The organism is Ramlibacter sp., assembly GCF_035548915.1.
Taxonomy (GTDB): domain Bacteria; phylum Pseudomonadota; class Gammaproteobacteria; order Burkholderiales; family Burkholderiaceae_C; genus Ramlibacter.
Genome location: NZ_DASZSE010000018.1, coordinates 80,996 through 96,726 on the forward strand (window position 1 = coordinate 80,996; position 15,731 = coordinate 96,726).

At 68.3% G+C, this 15,731-nt stretch carries 13 protein-coding genes and 1 tRNA gene; 10 read left to right on the plus strand and 4 right to left on the minus strand.

Annotated elements, in window-relative coordinates:
• Positions 1-17 precede the first annotated feature (17 nt).
• The 7 genes from der (at position 18) to rimO (ending at position 6,911) form a co-directional block, all read left to right on the plus strand.
• Complete coding sequence (gene der, locus VHA82_RS04505) at positions 18-1,358, plus strand: ribosome biogenesis GTPase Der (protein ID WP_325540690.1); 1,341 nt, start codon at positions 18-20, stop codon at positions 1,356-1,358.
• A 165-nt stretch (positions 1,359-1,523) separates the two neighbouring features.
• A complete protein-coding gene (hfq, locus tag VHA82_RS04510; RefSeq protein WP_325540692.1) occupies positions 1,524-1,772 on the plus strand; it encodes an RNA chaperone Hfq in 249 nt (82 codons plus the stop codon).
• Between the two features lie 115 nt (positions 1,773-1,887).
• Positions 1,888-2,982 (plus strand): GTPase HflX, encoded by a 1,095-nt coding sequence (gene hflX, locus VHA82_RS04515; protein ID WP_325541063.1) that lies wholly within the window; start codon positions 1,888-1,890, stop codon positions 2,980-2,982.
• Between the two features lie 44 nt (positions 2,983-3,026).
• Positions 3,027-4,430 (plus strand): FtsH protease activity modulator HflK, encoded by a 1,404-nt coding sequence (hflK, locus tag VHA82_RS04520; protein WP_325540693.1) that lies wholly within the window; start codon positions 3,027-3,029, stop codon positions 4,428-4,430.
• A 10-nt stretch (positions 4,431-4,440) separates the two neighbouring features.
• The gene (locus VHA82_RS04525) at positions 4,441-5,343 is read left to right on the plus strand and encodes a protease modulator HflC (protein ID WP_325540694.1); all 903 of its coding nucleotides are present in this window, start codon (positions 4,441-4,443) and stop codon (positions 5,341-5,343) included.
• Between the two features lie 5 nt (positions 5,344-5,348).
• Positions 5,349-5,537 (plus strand): DUF2065 domain-containing protein, encoded by a 189-nt coding sequence (locus VHA82_RS04530; RefSeq protein WP_325540695.1) that lies wholly within the window; start codon positions 5,349-5,351, stop codon positions 5,535-5,537.
• A 9-nt stretch (positions 5,538-5,546) separates the two neighbouring features.
• Positions 5,547-6,911 carry a 30S ribosomal protein S12 methylthiotransferase RimO gene (gene rimO, locus VHA82_RS04535; protein ID WP_325540696.1) on the plus strand — a complete coding sequence of 455 codons (1,365 nt, stop codon included), beginning with the start codon at positions 5,547-5,549 and terminating at the stop codon, positions 6,909-6,911.
• 127 nt (positions 6,912-7,038) lie between these two features.
• Here rimO and VHA82_RS04540 read toward each other — a convergent pair.
• A tRNA-Leu gene (locus VHA82_RS04540) sits at positions 7,039-7,123 on the minus strand.
• Between the two features lie 16 nt (positions 7,124-7,139).
• On the opposite strand from VHA82_RS04540, the gene rnr reads away from it, so the two are divergent.
• The 3 genes from rnr to VHA82_RS04555 all read left to right on the plus strand — a co-directional run bounded on the left by rnr (position 7,140) and on the right by VHA82_RS04555 (position 11,535).
• Positions 7,140-9,395, plus strand: coding sequence for a ribonuclease R (gene rnr, locus VHA82_RS04545; RefSeq protein ID WP_325540697.1), 2,256 nt, complete (start codon positions 7,140-7,142; stop codon positions 9,393-9,395).
• A gap of 12 nt (positions 9,396-9,407) precedes the next feature.
• The gene (locus VHA82_RS04550) at positions 9,408-10,166 is read left to right on the plus strand and encodes an SDR family oxidoreductase (RefSeq protein ID WP_325540699.1); all 759 of its coding nucleotides are present in this window, start codon (positions 9,408-9,410) and stop codon (positions 10,164-10,166) included.
• 319 nt (positions 10,167-10,485) lie between these two features.
• A complete protein-coding gene (locus tag VHA82_RS04555) occupies positions 10,486-11,535 on the plus strand; it encodes a hypothetical protein (RefSeq protein ID WP_325540701.1) in 1,050 nt (349 codons plus the stop codon).
• Here VHA82_RS04555 and VHA82_RS04560 read toward each other — a convergent pair.
• From VHA82_RS04560 to VHA82_RS04570, 3 genes are all read right to left on the minus strand, one after another.
• On the minus strand, positions 11,518-12,969 hold the full coding sequence (locus tag VHA82_RS04560; protein ID WP_325540702.1) for an NAD(P)H-hydrate dehydratase: 1,452 nt from the start codon (positions 12,967-12,969) through the stop codon (positions 11,518-11,520). The two genes, VHA82_RS04555 and VHA82_RS04560, sit on opposite strands and share 18 nt — an antisense overlap.
• 74 nt (positions 12,970-13,043) lie before the next feature.
• Positions 13,044-14,315 (minus strand): D-amino acid dehydrogenase, encoded by a 1,272-nt coding sequence (locus VHA82_RS04565; RefSeq protein ID WP_325540704.1) that lies wholly within the window; start codon positions 14,313-14,315, stop codon positions 13,044-13,046.
• Between the two features lie 83 nt (positions 14,316-14,398).
• Entirely contained in the window at positions 14,399-15,727 is a 1,329-nt protein-coding gene (locus VHA82_RS04570) for an amidase (RefSeq protein ID WP_325540706.1), read from the minus strand.
• Between the last annotated feature and the right edge of the window lie 4 nt (positions 15,728-15,731).

A 15,731-nucleotide genomic window follows, 5' to 3' on the forward strand; every position in this document is an offset into this window, starting at 1 on the left:
ATTTCCGGGCGGTCACCGTGAAACCCGTCATGGCCATCGTGGGCCGCCCCAACGTCGGCAAGTCGACGCTCTTCAATCGGCTCACGAAGTCGCGCGACGCGATCGTCGCGGACTTCGCGGGACTCACGCGCGACCGGCATTACGGCAACGCGAAGCAGGGCCGCTACGAATTCATCGTGATCGATACCGGCGGCTTCGAGCCGACGGCGGAAACCGGCATCTACAGCGAGATGGCCAAGCAGACTCGCCAGGCCGTGGCCGAAGCCGACGTCGTCGTCTTCGTGCTCGATGCGCGGGCGGGCCTTTCGGCGCAGGACCACGACATCGCGGGCTACCTGCGCAAACTCGGCAAGCCCACGGTGCTCGCGGCCAACAAGGCCGAAGGCATGCAGGAAGGCGTGCAGCTCACGGAGTTCTACGAGCTCGGGCTCGGCGAGGTCATGCCCGTCTCGGCGGCGCACGGGCAGGGCATCCGAAGTCTCGTGGAGCAGGCGTTCGAGCCGTTGAATCTGCCCGAGATCGACGACCAGGCCGCCGAGGCGCAGCAAAGCGGCATCGTGAAGCTGGCCGTGGCGGGCCGGCCGAACGTCGGCAAGTCGACGCTCATCAATACCTGGCTCGGCGAGGAAAGGCTCGTCGCCTACGACCAGCCCGGAACGACGCGCGATGCCATCTCGGTGCCGTTCGAGCGCCACGGCCAGAAGTTCGAGCTCATCGATACGGCCGGCTTGCGCCGCAAGGGCAAGGTGTTCGAGGCGATCGAGAAGTTCTCGGTCGTGAAGACGCTGCAGGCGATCGAGTCGGCCAACGTCGTGCTGCTGCTGCTGGATGCGACGCAGGGCGTGACCGAGCAGGATGCGCACATCGCGGGCTACATCCTCGAATCGGGCCGCGCGGTCGTGCTGGCCATCAACAAGTGGGACGCGGTGGACGACTACCAGCGCGAACTGGTGCGCCGGCAGGTGGAGGGGCGCCTCGCCTTCCTGAAGTTCGCCGACCTGCACTTCATCTCGGCGAAGAAGCGCCAGGGCATCGCACCGCTCTGGAGCTCGATCACCCAGGCCTACAAGTCGGCGATGGTGAAGATGAGCACGCCGGTGCTCACGCGGCTGCTGCACGAAGCCGTGCAGTTCCAGCAGCCCAAGCGATCGGGCATGTTCCGGCCGAAGCTGCGCTACGCGCATCAGGGTGGGATGAACCCGCCCGTGGTCGTCGTGCACGGCAATTCGCTCGAACACGTCACCGATGCGTACAAGCGCTTCCTCGAGGGCCGCTTCAGGAAGGAATTCCACCTGGCCGGCACGCCGCTCAGGATCGAGATGCGCACGTCGAAGAATCCGTACGCGCAAAAAGAGTAGGGCGGCCACCCGCCAACCCGGCAACACGCAAGCGCGGGACAAGACCTTGAAAAGAACCCGAAACCGCTCCAAATGAGCTCGGCAGGCCGCTTCGGCCTACTTGCGCTGCCCCCCTGCTGTGGTAATGTGCAAGCTCCAACAACATTCCAGAACACGGAGAATATCGTGAGCAACAAAGGGCAGCTACTACAAGACCCGTTCCTGAACACCCTGCGCCGCGAGCACGTACCGGTTTCGATCTACCTGGTCAACGGCATCAAGCTGCAGGGCCAGATCGAATCCTTCGACCAGTACGTCGTGCTGCTGCGCAACACGGTGACGCAGATGGTGTACAAGCACGCCATCTCGACCATCGTGCCCGGCCGGGCGGTGAATTTCTCGCCGGCCCAGGAAGGCGAGGCGGCCGGAAGCTGATCCGGCCGATTCATTCGAAGCCTTCAGCTGCCTTGCAGGCAGCGGCGCGACGCGAACCGCTCCCCATCCGAATTTGAGTTCCACTTCCCGACGCCCTGCCGCCGCTACGATCCTCGTGGGGGTGGACTTGGGCCTGCCCCATTTCGATTCCGAGCTCGAGGAGCTTGGCCAGCTGGCCGAGACGGCCGGGATGCAGCCCGTGGCACGCGTCACGGCGAAGCGGCGCGCGCCCGATGCGGCGCTCTTCGTGGGTCGCGGCAAGGCCGACGAGATCAAGGCGCTCGCCGAAGAAACGGGCGCCACCGAAATCCTCTTCGACCAGTCGCTCTCGCCCGCGCAGCAGCGCAACCTGGAAAAGCACCTCGAGCTGCCCGTCAACGATCGAACGCTCCTCATCCTCGAAATCTTCGCGCAGCGCGCGCGCAGCCACGAAGGCAAGCTGCAAGTCGAGCTGGCCCGGCTGCAGTACCTGAGCACGCGGCTCGTGAGGCGCTGGTCGCACCTGGAACGCCAGCGCGGCGGCATCGGCTCGCGCGGCGGCCCGGGCGAAACGCAGATCGAGCTGGACCGCCGCATGATCGGCGAAGCGATCAAGCGCACGCGCGAGCGCCTGGAAAAAGTGAAGCGGCAGCGGCAGACGCAGCGCCGCCAGCGCGAGCGCCGCGAGAGCTTCAAGGTGTCGCTGGTGGGCTACACGAACGCGGGCAAGACGACGCTTTTCAACGCGCTCGTGAAGGCTCGCGCCTACGCGGCCGACCAGCTCTTCGCGACGCTCGACACCACCACGCGGGAGCTGTACCTGCAGGCGGCGGGCCGATCGATTTCGCTGTCGGATACGGTCGGATTCATCCGCGACCTGCCGCACACGCTGATCGACGCCTTCGAGGCGACCTTGCAGGAGGCGGCCGATGCCGACTTGCTGTTGCACGTGGTCGATGTCGCCAACCCGCACCACCTGGAGCAGATCGGCGAAGTCGAACGCGTGCTGGAAGAAATCGGCGCCGCGGGCGTGCCGCGGCTGCTCGTCTTCAACAAGATCGATGCACTCGCGCCCGGCCGGCAGCCGCGCAACGCGAGCGACACCTTCGAGCTGGATGGCGTGCAGGTGCCGCGTCTTTTCGTGAGCGCTCGGGCGGGACTCGGGCTCGACGTGCTGCGCGGCAAGCTGGCGGAGGCCGCCGCGCGCGAGCGTCCGCTCCTGCCCGCGTGATTGGGCACAATGCGCCTCAAGACGAAGAAAACAACGCAACGCGCATGAACCTCCCACTCCGCAGCATGTCCTGGGCGCGGCTGAAAGGCCGCATCCGGGGCATGTTCAACCTGAACGATCCGCGCTGGGGCCGGGGCGACGACGGCAAGCCGCCCGAAGGGGGCAACCGGCCCGACCGCCCGGACCGGCCCGACCGTCCCGACCGTCCCGACCGTGAAAGCGACGGCAATGGCCGCGGACCGAACCAGGGTCCGCCCGACCTCGACGAGCTGTGGCGCGATTTCAACCGCAAGCTCGGTGGTCTCTTCGGCGGCCGGCGGCGCGGCGGTGGCGGCTTCGGCGGCGGCGGGGGTGGCGGCAATGGCGGCAACTTCCAGCCCGACATGCGCAGCGCCGGCGTCGGCGCCGGCCTGATCGCGGCCGTGGTGGTGCTGATCTGGCTCGGCACGGGCTTTTTCATCGTGCAGGAAGGCCAGCAGGCCGTGATCACGCAGTTCGGCCGCTACAAGGCGACCGTGGGCGCGGGCTTCAACTGGCGGCTGCCTTATCCGATCCAGCGCCATGAAGTGGTGTACGTGACGCAGATCCGCTCGGTGGACGTCGGGCGCGACGCGGTGATCCGCGCGACGGGACTCAAGGAGTCGGCGATGCTCACGGAGGACGAGAACATCGTCGAGATCAAGTTCGCCGTGCAGTACCGCCTGAACGACGCTCGCGCGTGGCTCTTCGAAAGCAAGAACCCCGGCGAAGCCGTGGTGCAGGCGGCCGAATCGGCCGTGCGCGAAGTGGTGGGCAAGATGCGGATGGATTCGGCGCTCGCCGAGGAACGCGACCAGATCGCACCGCGCGTGCGACAGCTGATGCAGACGATCCTCGACCGCTACAAAGTCGGCGTGGAAGTGGTCTCGGTGAACCTGCAGCAAGGCGGCGTGCGCCCGCCCGAGCAGGTGCAGGCTGCGTTCGACGATGTGCTGAAGGCCGGACAGGAACGCGAGCGCGCGAAGAACGAGGCGCAGGCCTATGCGAACGACGTGATTCCGCGCGCGCGCGGCGCGGCCGCGCGCCTGGCCGAGGAAGCCGAAGGCTACAAGGGCCGCGTGGTCGCGCAGGCGCAAGGCGACGCGCAGCGCTTCAAGCAGGTGCTCACCGAATACCAGCGGGCGCCGCAGGTGACGCGCGACCGCATGTACCTCGAAACGATGCAGCAGGTGTATTCCAACGTCACGAAGGTGATGGTGGAGTCGCGGCAGGGCTCGAACCTGCTCTTCCTGCCGCTCGACAAGATATTGCAGCAGGTGTCGCAAGCCGGCGTGGCCGCGCCCGCCGCGCCCGCGGCCGCCACGACGGCGCCCGACACGTCGTCGTCTTCGGCGATGGCGCCCGGCGGCGCCACGAGCGACTCGCGAACGCGCGACAACGCGCGCAGCCGCGATCGGGAATCCCGGTGAGGAAGCGGACATGAACAGGATCGGATTCATCGTCTCCACGCTGCTCATCGCGCTCGCGCTGCTCAGCTCCACGCTGTTCGTGGTGGACCAGCGGCAGTTCGGCGTGGTCTATTCGCTCGGACAGATCAAGGAAGTGATCACCGAGCCCGGGCTGCACTTCAAGCTGCCGCCGCCCTTTCAGAACGTGACCTACATCGACAAGCGCCTGCTCACGCTCGAAAGCGCGGACACGGAGTCGATGCTCACGGCGGAAAAGCAACGCGTCGTGATCGACTGGTACGTGCGCTGGCGCATCGCCGACCCGTCGCAGTACATCCGCAACGTCGGCCTCGACGAGGCCGCGGGCGCCAACCAGTTGAACCGCGTGCTGCGCAACTCGTTTCAGGAAGAGATCAACCGCTTCACCGTGCGCGAGCTGCTGTCGACCAAGCGCGAGCAGCTCATGGCCGACGTGAAGCGCGAAGTGACGAGCGCCGTGAAAGGTGAAAAGCCTTGGGGCATCGACGTGGTCGACGTGCGCATCACGCGCGCCGACTATGTGGAGGCGATCACCGAATCCGTCTATCGCCGCATGGAGGCCGAGCGCAAGCGCGTGGCCAACGAACTGCGCTCGACCGGCGGCGCCGAGGGCGAGAAGATCCGCGCCGACGCCGAGCGGCAGCGCGAGATCACGGTGGCCAACGCCTACCGCGACGCGCAGAAGGCCAAGGGTGAGGGCGATGCGCAGGCCGCCGCGATTTATGCGGAAGCGTTCGGGCGGGACCCGCAGTTCGCTCAGTTCTATCGCAGCCTGGAGGCGTATCGCGCAAGCTTCAACCGCAAGAGCGACGTGCTGGTGGTGGACCCGCAAGGCTCCGAATTCTTCAAGGCGTTCCGCGGCAGCGGCGCCACGGCTGCACCAGGAAAGAAGTAACGGCTTTGGACAGCGACGTGTTCTGGGCCGCACTGGCCCTGATGCTGGTATTGGAGGGTGCGTTTCCCTTCCTCGCCCCCGGTGCGTGGCGCCAGACCTTCACGCGGCTGCTGCAGCTGAAGGACGGGCAGCTCAGGTTCTTCGGACTCGCGAGCATCGCGATCGGGCTTGCGCTGCTCTGGATCGTCTCGTAGGGTGGTCCCATGAGCAATGACGCCCCCAAGGTCGGTTTCGTGAGCCTCGGCTGTCCGAAGGCGCTCACGGACTCCGAACTCATCATCACGCAGCTGAGCGCCGAAGGCTACGCGACCGCGAGGACCTTCGAGGGCGCGGACCTCGTCATCGTCAACACGTGCGGCTTCATCGACGACGCCGTGGCCGAAAGCCTCGACACCATCGGCGAGGCGCTGAACGCCAACGGCCGGGTGATCGTCACCGGCTGCCTCGGCGCGAAGGCGGGCCGTGCGGGCGGCAACCTCGTGAAGGAGATGCATCCCTCCGTGCTCGCGGTGACGGGGCCGCATGCGACGCAGGAAGTGATGGATGCGGTGCACGCTCACCTGCCGAAGCCGCACGACCCCTTCACCGATCTCGTGCCCGCGGCGGGCGTGAAGCTCACGCCGAAGCACTACGCCTACCTCAAGATCAGCGAAGGGTGCAACCACCGCTGCACGTTCTGCATCATCCCCTCGATGCGCGGCGATCTGGTGAGCAGGCCCATCGGCGACGTGCTGAAGGAAGCGCGAGCGCTCTTCGAAGGCGGCGTGAAGGAACTCCTCGTGATCAGCCAGGACACGTCGGCCTACGGCGTCGACGTGAAGTACCGCACCGGCTTCTTCGACGGGCGTCCGGTGAAGACTCGCATGCTCGAACTCGTGCGGCAGCTCGGCGACCTCGCCGAGCCCTACGGCGCGTGGGTGCGATTGCACTACGTGTATCCGTATCCGAGCGTGGACGAAGTGATCCCGCTCATGGCCGCGGGGAGGGTGCTGCCATACCTCGACGTGCCGTTCCAGCACAGTCACCCCGACGTGCTGAAGCGCATGAAGCGGCCGGCGAGCGGCGAGAAAAACCTCGAGCGCATCCGCCGCTGGCGCGAAGCGTGTCCCGAGATCGTGATCCGCAGCACCTTCATCGCGGGCTTTCCCGGCGAGACGGATGAAGAGTTCGAGCACCTGCTCGACTTCATGCGCGAGGCGCGCATCGATCGCGCGGGGTGCTTCGCGTACAGCCCGGTCGAAGGCGCGGCCGCCAACGAGCTGGCGGGCGGGGTGGCGCCCGAACTGCGCGAGGAACGCCGCGCGCGCTTCATGGCCGTGGCGGAGGAAGTCTCGGCCGGCAAGCTGCGCGAGCGCATCGGCTCGACGATGCAAGTCCTCGTGGATTCAGCGCCGTCGCTCGGCCGAAAAGGCGGCGTGGGACGCAGCTATGCCGACGCGCCGGAAATCGATGGGACAGTGAAGCTGCTGCCGCCTGGAAAGCCGAGCAAGCAGCTGCGGGCGGGGGAGTTCACGCAGGCGAGAATCGTCGCGGCCGAGGGGCATGACCTCATCGGGATGCCGGTGTGACAAGCCGGGCTCACCGAAGGGCCCGCCACCCATCGCGCCGGCACGGCAACAACGGCAACAACGGCAACCCCGGCACAAACAACAAAGCCGGCCAATCTCTCGATTGCTCCGGCTTATCATTCGCATCTGGTGCCCAGGAAGGGACTCGAACCCCCACGACTCTCGTCGCTAGTACCTGAAACTAGTGCGTCTACCAATTCCGCCACCTGGGCTTTCAGGAACCAAGGATTGTATATCAAAAATAATTTCGAACGGACCACGGGCCTCCTCGATGAGATCGAAGGCGTGATCCAGGGCCATCGCGACGGCCACGGCTACGTGGTGCGGGACGACGGCCAAACCGACATCTATCTTCCCCCCAACGAAATGCGCGCGGTGCTGCATCGCGACCGCGTGAAGGCGCGCATCGTCCGCTACGACCGCAAGGGCCGCCCCGAGGGCCGCGTCGTCGAAATCATCGAACGGCCCGTGCAGCCCATCATCGGACGGCTGCTGCACGAAAGCGGCGTGTGGCTCGTCGCGCCGGAAGACAAGCGCTTCGGCCAGGACGTCCTGATCCCCAAAGGCGCCACGGGCCTCGCGAAGGCGGGCCAGGTCGTCGTCGTCGAACTCACCGAGCCGCCGAGCCTCTACGGCCAGCCCGTGGGACGCGTGAAGGAAGTGCTCGGCGAGATCGACGACCCGGGGATGGAAATCGAGATCGCCGTGCGCAAGTACGGTGTGCCGCACGAGTTCTCCGACGCGTGCATCGGAGAGGCGCGGTCGCTGCCGGACAAGGTGCGGCCGCAGGATCGCAAGCACCGCGTGGACCTCACGGACATTCCGCTCGTCACCATCGACGGCGAAGATGCGCGCGATTTCGACGACGCCGTGTATTGCGAGCCCGCGCGCGTGGGCCGCGGCAAGGGCTGGCGGCTGCTCGTGGCGATCGCGGATGTGAGCTCGTACGTCGAGACCGGCCACGCGATCGACGTCGACGCGTACGACCGCGCGACGAGCGTGTACTTTCCGCGGCGCGTGATTCCGATGCTGCCGGAAAAACTGTCCAACGGCCTGTGCTCGCTCAACCCCGAAGTGGATCGCCTGTGCATGGTGTGCGACATGCTGATCGGCGCGTCGGGCGAGATACATGCGTACCAATTCTTCCCGGCGGTGATGTACAGCCACGCGCGGCTCACCTACACGCAAGTGGCCGCGATACTCGCCAACACGCGCGGGCCCGAAGCCACGCGCCGCAGGGATCTCGTTGCGCACCTGCTGAACCTGCACGACGTCTATCGCGCGCTCCTGAAGGAGCGCAACGCGCGCGGGGCGCTCGATCTGGAGACCGTGGAGACGCAGATCGTCTGCGACGACAACGGCCGCATCGAGCAGATCGTGCCGCGCGTGCGCACCGACGCGCACCGCCTCATCGAGGAGTCGATGCTCGCCGCCAACGTCTGCGCGGCGCAATTCATCCAGCAAAGCGGCCACCCGGGGCTCTATCGCGTGCACGAGGGGCCGACGCCGGAGAAAAAGGAGATCCTGCGCAACTACCTGAAGGCGATGGGCGTGAACGCGAGCATCGGCGAGGACCCGTCGCCGCGTGACTTCCAGAAGATCGCCGAGGCGACGAAGGAGCGGCCGGACGCGCAGCAGATCCACACGATGCTGCTGCGCTCGATGCAGCAGGCGATCTACACCCCGGTCAACAGCGGCCATTTCGGGCTCGCGTTCGAGGCATACACGCATTTCACGAGCCCGATCCGCCGCTACCCCGACTTGCTCGTGCACCGCGTGATCAAGGCGATCCTCGCGAACGAACGCTACGAGTTGCCCGCGCTGCCCACGCCCGGCGAGGCGCACGAGAAGCTCGCGCGCAGGCTCGCCGCTCGCGTGGCGCCGCCCGGGCTTCGCACCCGCAAGCCCGCCCCGGTGCTCAGCCGCGAAGTGCAGGCATGGGAGGCCGCGGGCCTGCACTGCAGCGCCAACGAACGCCGCGCCGACGAAGCGAGCCGCGACGTCGAGGCCTGGCTCAAGTGCAAGTACATGCGCGACCACCTCGGCGAGGAATACGGCGGCGTCGTCACCGCCGCGACCACGTTCGGCATCTTCGTCACGCTCGATGCGATGTACGTGGAAGGCCTCGTGCACATCACGGAGCTCGGCGGCGAATACTTCAAGTTCGACGAGGCGCGGCAGGAACTGCGCGGCGAGCGCACGGGCATCCGCTACGCGATCGGCACGCGGCTGCGCGTGCAGGTGAGCCGCGTCGATCTCGACGGGCGAAAGATCGATTTCCGTCTCGTGCGCGAAGGCGACGATCTCGCGGCGCGCGCGATGAAGGACAAGGGCGTGGCCGAGGGCGAGCGGGGCGCGGCGAAGAAACCGAAGGGCACGGCGCGCAAGCCCGGCACGCGCGGGGTCAAGTCGCCGCTTGCCTCGCTCAAGCCGGCGGCGAAGAAGGCCGGTGCGAAAGCGAAGGCGCGCAAGACTCGGCGATGAAAGGAAATCGACATGACGGCAGGCAACGAAGGCAAGGTGGCGATCGTGACCGGCGGGGGCACGGGCATCGGCAAATCCGCGGCGCTCGCGCTGCTCGGTGCGGGCTGGCGCGTGGCGCTCGCGGGGCGGCGCATCGAGCCGCTGCGCGACGCGATCGGTGAATCGGGCGCCGCCGAGCGCGGCCTGCCGATCGCGACCGACGTGACCGATCCCGCGTCCGTCGAGGCGCTTTTCGCGCAGGTGACCCAGCGGTGGGGCCGCGTCGATCTGCTTTTCAACAATGCGGGAGTCTCGATCGGCGCGCCCATCGAGGACTTCGCGATCGAGGACTGGAAGAGCGTCGTCGACACCAACCTGAACGGCATGTTCTATTGCCTGCGCGAAGCCTTCCGCGCGATGAAGGCGCAGTCGCCGCGGGGCGGGCGCATCATCAACAACGGATCGATCTCGGCGTATGCGCCGCGGCCGAACTCGATCGCCTACACGGCGACGAAGCACGCGGTGACGGGCCTCACGAAGACCGCCGCGCTCGACGGGCGCAAGTACGACATCGCGGTCGGCCAGATCGACGTCGGCAACGCGGCGACCGAACTGGCCGCGAGGCTCGGCGTGGGCGCGCTGCAGGCCAATGGCGAAACGAAAGCGGAGCCGCTGATGGACGTGGACGTCGTCGGACGTTCGGTGCTCTACATGGCGAGCCTCCCGCTGGAGGCGAACGTGCTCTTTCACACGGTGATGGCGACCAAGATGCCCTTCGTGGGCCGCGGGTGATGGCCTGCGCGTAGATGCCGATGGGGGCTCGCCGGCAGGCGAGCCCATCGAATTCAAGAAGAAGAAAAGGGATTCCATGTTTCCAGCCGCTGTCGCTTCCGGCGGGCATTGCCGTCTTCAATCCGCGTGCGATGTGCCTGTGGGCGCTATGCCTTCCGAGCAGGTCGCGGACACCGCGCACCAAGTAGCCGAACCGGTAGTCGAACCTGCAGTCGAACCTGCAGTCGAACCTGCAGTCGAACTTGCACCCGACCCGACAGCGCACGCGGCCGCATCGCCGGATGCGGAGGCCGCGGTTGCGTCGGACGCGGCCCTCGCGATGCAGGTCGCGCTCACGACGTCCCCGCGTGCCTCGATCGGAGGCACGGCGGTCATTCCCGAGCCATCCGGTCAAGATGGTTCGGTGCTTGCGACGCTCGATCGGATGGTCGACGCTTGCCTGCAGCGGTTCGCTTCGCACCGCAAGGCCCCATGGCCGGCGGACTTGCTCGGCGACTTCCGCACCGTGATCGGCCGGATCGCCCACCAGCCTTCGAATGAATACAGGATCGACCGCTTGGGACGGCTGGTCGATGGACTCATCGCGCCGGGCCCGACCGACGCGGATGCCGAAGGCCGCATGGCGTTCGCCGCGGATGTGCTGGATGGCGGCCTCGCGAAGGCAGTGAGCGCCTTGCAGCCGGCCAATCCGCTTGTGACGGTGCGAAGAGCCGATCTGCTCGGAAGGATCGAACGGTTTCGCTCGCGCGCGCTGTCGGCTGTGATGACCCAGGAGCGCAGAGACGCGTGGCTCAGGCACTTCTCGCGTCTCGCCACGCCCGACGCGATGGGTGAGAAGTACCGTGAAGCGGATTTGCATCTGATGGCGGCGTGCGTCGGCGCAGGCAGGATTCCTCCGGGCGTGCAGGAGCTGTTCGCGGACCGAAGCGCTGCTTTCCGGCAAAGCCACGAGCAGGCTTATCTGAAGAGCGTCCTGTCCCAGCGCATCCGGCGCTTCATGTCCGTGATTCCCGAGATCGAGGTGGGCAAAGACATGACCACGCAGTGCGCGCGGCGCGTGGAAATGCTTCGCCTGTGCTGCGCCCGCGTCATGGCCGACATCCACGCCGTGCATGCGTCGGATGCCGTGCTGGGCGCCGAGCTTCACCGGAAGATGGTGGACAGACTCAGAGGAGAACTCGCGATGCCCATGTACTCCGATCTCACCGCCACACTGACATCGCTGATCGATCAGCACTCGAAGGACCCGATCGGACAACTGCCACCGGCACGGGCCCGCTCCCTTCCGGCGCGGCGAGGAAGTGCGGCCCCGCGAGCGGGCAGCGCGGTCCCGAAGCGAGCGGGCGAGGGATCAGTGCCCCATCAGTGAGCCCGCGAGTGAGCTCGCCAGTGCGCTCGCCGTGAGCGTGCGATCGCGGGGCCACGCGTCGGCGGCCGAGCCGTGATCGCGCACGGCCGCGCAGGCCGCCTCGAACGGGTCGGCGGCCGCCTGCGCAAGCCGTGCCACGACCATTCCCGCGAGCACGTCGCCCGTGCCGGCCGTCGCGAGCCGCGCGTTGCCGGTGGGATTGATGCGCGGGATCTGCCCGTTCGCGGCGATCACCGTGCCCGACCCCTTCAAGACGACGACGCAGCCCCAGCGCTGCGCGAGCTCGCGTGCGCAGGCGAGCCGGCGCGACTGCACGTCCTCGGTCCCGGTCTCGAGCAGGCGAGCGGCTTCCAGCGGATGCGGGGTGAGAACGGTCGGCTGCGCGCGCTGAGCGCGTGCGCGCAGCAGTGACTGCAGCTGCGGGTCTGCCGCGATCGCGTTGAGCGCGTCCGCATCGAGCACGAGCGACTTCGCGGTGGACAGCACCTTCGGCAGCGCGCCGCGCACCGCGTCGCCGCCGCCGCAACCGGCCGCGACCGCCATCGATGCCAGATCGAGCGAGTCCCATGCGCGGAACATGAGGTCGGGCTGCGCGATGTCGACTCGCGGTGCGGCGTCGTCGAGCGGGCACACGTAGACGCGCCCCGCACCCGAATGCAGCGCCGAGGTTGCCGCGAGCAGGGCCGCCCCCGTCATGCCGGGCGCGCCGCCGATCACGGCCACGTCGCCGAAGCTGCCCTTGTGCGAGGCATGGAGGCGGCGCGGCACGGTGGGCGGGCCGGAGAGCATCGCGCACATCCCCGATGGCGTCTCCACACCGAGGTCGTCGAGCCACACGACGCCTGCCGCGTCGCGGCCTTGCGCCGTGAAGAGTCCCGGCTTCAGGCCGATCATCGTGAGGGTGTGGGCGGCGCGGACGTGCATGCCGGCGCCGGTGTCGGCCATGAGGCCCGTGGGGATGTCGATCGCGAGCACGGGCGCGGCACCGCGGTTGAGCCAGTCGGCCGCGCCGAGTACGCGGCCTTCGGGCGCGCGCGTGCCGCCGATGCCCAGGAGCGCATCGATGCCGAGGTCCCATTGCGTGGGTGGATGCTCGATGAATTCGACGCCGGCTTCCCGCGCGAGCTCGAGCGCCGCCATGGCGTCGTGCGGTGTCTTGCGTTCGTTGCCGAGCCAGGTGACGAGCGGGCTGCGTCCCCACTGCTTCAGGTAGACCGCCGCGGCGAGGCCGTCGCCGCCGTTGTTGCCGGGGCCGCAGGCGATCCAGATCGCGCGGGCGTGCGGAGCGATCGCGGCCGCGAGCCGTGCCGTGGCGAAGCCCGCTCGCTGCATCAAGGTGTGCGGTGGCAGGCGCGCCGCGGCGCTGGCTTCGAAGCCGCGCAGGGCGGCGATGTCGAAGAGCGGCCAGGCGCGCTCGGGCGTGATGCGCTGCATGCGTGCATTCTGGCATCGCTCGATGCGGCTTGCGCGCGGGGTGGCGGTGAGAGCCCGGCGGGCCGATGCGTCTGTCAACCCAGCCGCTCGACTCCCAGCCCCTCGATGTCCACTTCCGGCGCACGCCCCGAGATCAGATCCGCCACCACCCGCGCGCTGCCGCACGAAAGCGCCCAGCCGCTCGACCCATGCCCGAGGTTCAGCCACACCCCCCGCACGCCCGTCGCGCCGATCACGGGCGGCCCGTCCGGCATCATCGGCCGCGCACCCTTCCACTCCTGCACCGCCGCACCGGTGTTGGCAAGCTGCGCCGCGCCGGGAAACCAGTCGTGCAGCACCTTGTAGAGGGTCTGGATCGCCGATGCGCGCTTCACATCCGGGCGGCCGCCGATCTCGGCGCTGCCCGCCACGCGCACGCGATTGCCCAGACGCGAGATCGCGACCTTGTAGCGCTCGTCCATGATGCCGCTGCGCGGCGCGTTCAGCCGATCGCGAATCGGCGCGCTGATCGAATAGCCGTGCACGGCCGCAAGCGGAATGCGCAGGCCGAGCGGGCGCACCATCTGCGCCGCATCGAGGCCGCCGCACACGACAACCGCATCGAAGCGATGCGCACCCGTCGCACCCGTGTCGTTCGACGTGAACACGAGCGATGTCGGTTCGGCCGCCGACAGCGGCGCCACCGTCACGTTGAACTCGAAGCGCGCGCCCCGCGCCTGCGCCTGGTTCTTCAGCAGCAGCGCGAACTGCCGGCAATTGGCGACTTCGTCGTCCGGCAGATGGATCGCACCGGAAAACGGCGTGTCGGGATTGATCGCGGGCTCGATCGCGCGGGCCTCGTCCGCTTCGATCTCGCGAAACCTCACCCCCGCGTCGCGCAGCACCTGCAGCCCTGGCTGCGCGAGCCGGCGGTCGCGCTCGGTTCGCAGCATCACCATGTAACCCGCGCTCCGGTCGTATTCCAGCTGCAGCCGCTCCGTCACCGCGTGCAGGCGTTCGCGGCTGTAGAACGCAAGCCGCTGCATCCGCGCGCGGTTCGCGAGGTAGGTCTCGAGCCGGCAGGCGCGCCGCCACGCCCACATCCACGCGAGCTCGCGCATCGTGATCGGCCAGGCGAAACGCACGGGCGCGTGGCGGCTCAGCACATAGCGGCCGATCTTGGCGACCATGCCGGGCGCGGCCCACGGCGTGACGTAGCCCGGAGCGACCACGCCGGCGTTCGCGAAGCTCGTCTCCAGCGCCGCGGCGCCGCGACGTTCGAACACGGTCACTTCATGCCCGTCCGCGGCCAGCTCCCAGGCGGTGGTGACGCCGACGATGCCGGCGCCCACGATGGCGATTCTCATTGTTGTTGTCGAAAAGGCTGCGTTCGGTTGAGCGGTTCGGGCGGGCGTGTCGATGAGGGCGAGGGGTCGATGGGGCGTGGGCGTCAGCTCTTCACAAGCGGCTCGGCGCGAAGGGCGATGTTGAGGATCGTATCGTCATGCAGCGGCCCGTGCCAAAGCATCATGCCGACGGGCAGCTCGCCGGCCGCGTGGCAGGGCAGCGAGATCGCGCAGCCATCGAGCATGTTCACGACGCTCGTGTTGCGCAGCAGCTGTGCGTTGATGCGGAAGAACGCTTCGTCGCGTTCGGCGCCGGGCGCGACCTGCGCGATCGGCGCGGCCACGATCGGAAGCGTTGGCGACAGCACCGCGTCGAAGCCTCGCAGCGCCTGCGCAACCCGCGCGATCCACGAGGCGCGCGCGTGAACGAGCTCGATGTACTCGTGGGCCAACATGTCCGCGCCGCGTTCGATGCGATGCCGCACGCGCGGGTCGTACGAGTCGCCCCGGTCCGCGAGAAGCTGCCGGTGCCAGGCGAAGCTCTCGGCGGCGGAGAAGCCGCCCGTCGCCTGGAGCGTGCCGAGGTCGCGGATTTCGTCCAGCGCGATCTCCTCGATGCGCGCGCCGGCTTCGGCGAGGCGCTTCACGGCGCGCTCGAACGCGCGGGCGACGGTCGCATCGAGGCCGTCTTGCATCTGCGTCTTCGCGATGGCGAGGCGATAGGCCGACATCGGCACGACCGCGCGCGTCACGACGCGCCCGGCGAGGACTTCATGCGCGAGGATCGCGTCGCGCACCGAGCGCGTCATGGCGCAGACCGTATCGAGCGTGGTCGAAAGCGGGATCGCGCCGTCGGCCGGCACGAGCCGTGCCGTGTTCTTGAAGCCGACGAGGCCCGTGAGCGCCGCCGGGATGCGGATGGAGCCGCCCGTGTCCGAGCCGAGCCCGATGAACGCCGCGCCGGTGGCCACCGACACGGCCGCGCCCGAGGACGAGCCGCCGGGGATGCGTTCCACCGCCGGATCGCAAGGGTTCACGGGTGTGCCGAAATGCGGATTGACGCCCACGCCCGAGAATGCGAACTCCGTCATGTTCGTGCGGCCCACGATCGCCGCGCCCGCCGCCTTCAGCCGCGCGACGGCGGGACAGTCGCGCTCCGCGGCAGGCCTGTCGGCAAGCGCGCGCGATCCGGCGGCGGTCACTTCGCCTTCGACATCGAAGAGGTCCTTCACCGACACCGCGAGGCCCGCGAGCGGCCGCGCGGCCAGGGCGGCATTGCTCGCCACCTCGCGCGCCGAGTCGAACGAGGTCTTCAGGAACGCGTGGCGGCACGCCGGCGACTGGGCGGCCGCCTGCGCCCGCTCGAGCTCATCGGTGGCGCGCGTAGCGCCTTCGCGAATGCGCTGTCGAGTGTCGTGGAGGTCGGGATGCATGGGG

What these genes read in the sequence shown, in the direction of transcription:
- hflK (WP_325540693.1), top strand. Translation starts at nt 3,027, where the DNA reads ATGAACCTCCCACTCCGCAGCATGTCCTGGGCGCGGCTGAAAGGCCGC.
- VHA82_RS04525 (WP_325540694.1), top strand. Translation starts at nt 4,441, where the DNA reads ATGAACAGGATCGGATTCATCGTCTCCACGCTGCTCATCGCGCTCGCG.
- rimO (WP_325540696.1), top strand. Translation starts at nt 5,547, where the DNA reads ATGAGCAATGACGCCCCCAAGGTCGGTTTCGTGAGCCTCGGCTGTCCG.
- VHA82_RS04550 (WP_325540699.1), top strand. Translation starts at nt 9,408, where the DNA reads ATGACGGCAGGCAACGAAGGCAAGGTGGCGATCGTGACCGGCGGGGGC.
- VHA82_RS04555 (WP_325540701.1), top strand. Translation starts at nt 10,486, where the DNA reads ATGCAGGTCGCGCTCACGACGTCCCCGCGTGCCTCGATCGGAGGCACG.
- VHA82_RS04560 (WP_325540702.1), bottom strand. Translation starts at nt 12,969, where the DNA reads ATGCAGCGCATCACGCCCGAGCGCGCCTGGCCGCTCTTCGACATCGCC.
- VHA82_RS04565 (WP_325540704.1), bottom strand. Translation starts at nt 14,315, where the DNA reads ATGAGAATCGCCATCGTGGGCGCCGGCATCGTCGGCGTCACCACCGCC.
- VHA82_RS04570 (WP_325540706.1), bottom strand. Translation starts at nt 15,727, where the DNA reads ATGCATCCCGACCTCCACGACACTCGACAGCGCATTCGCGAAGGCGCT.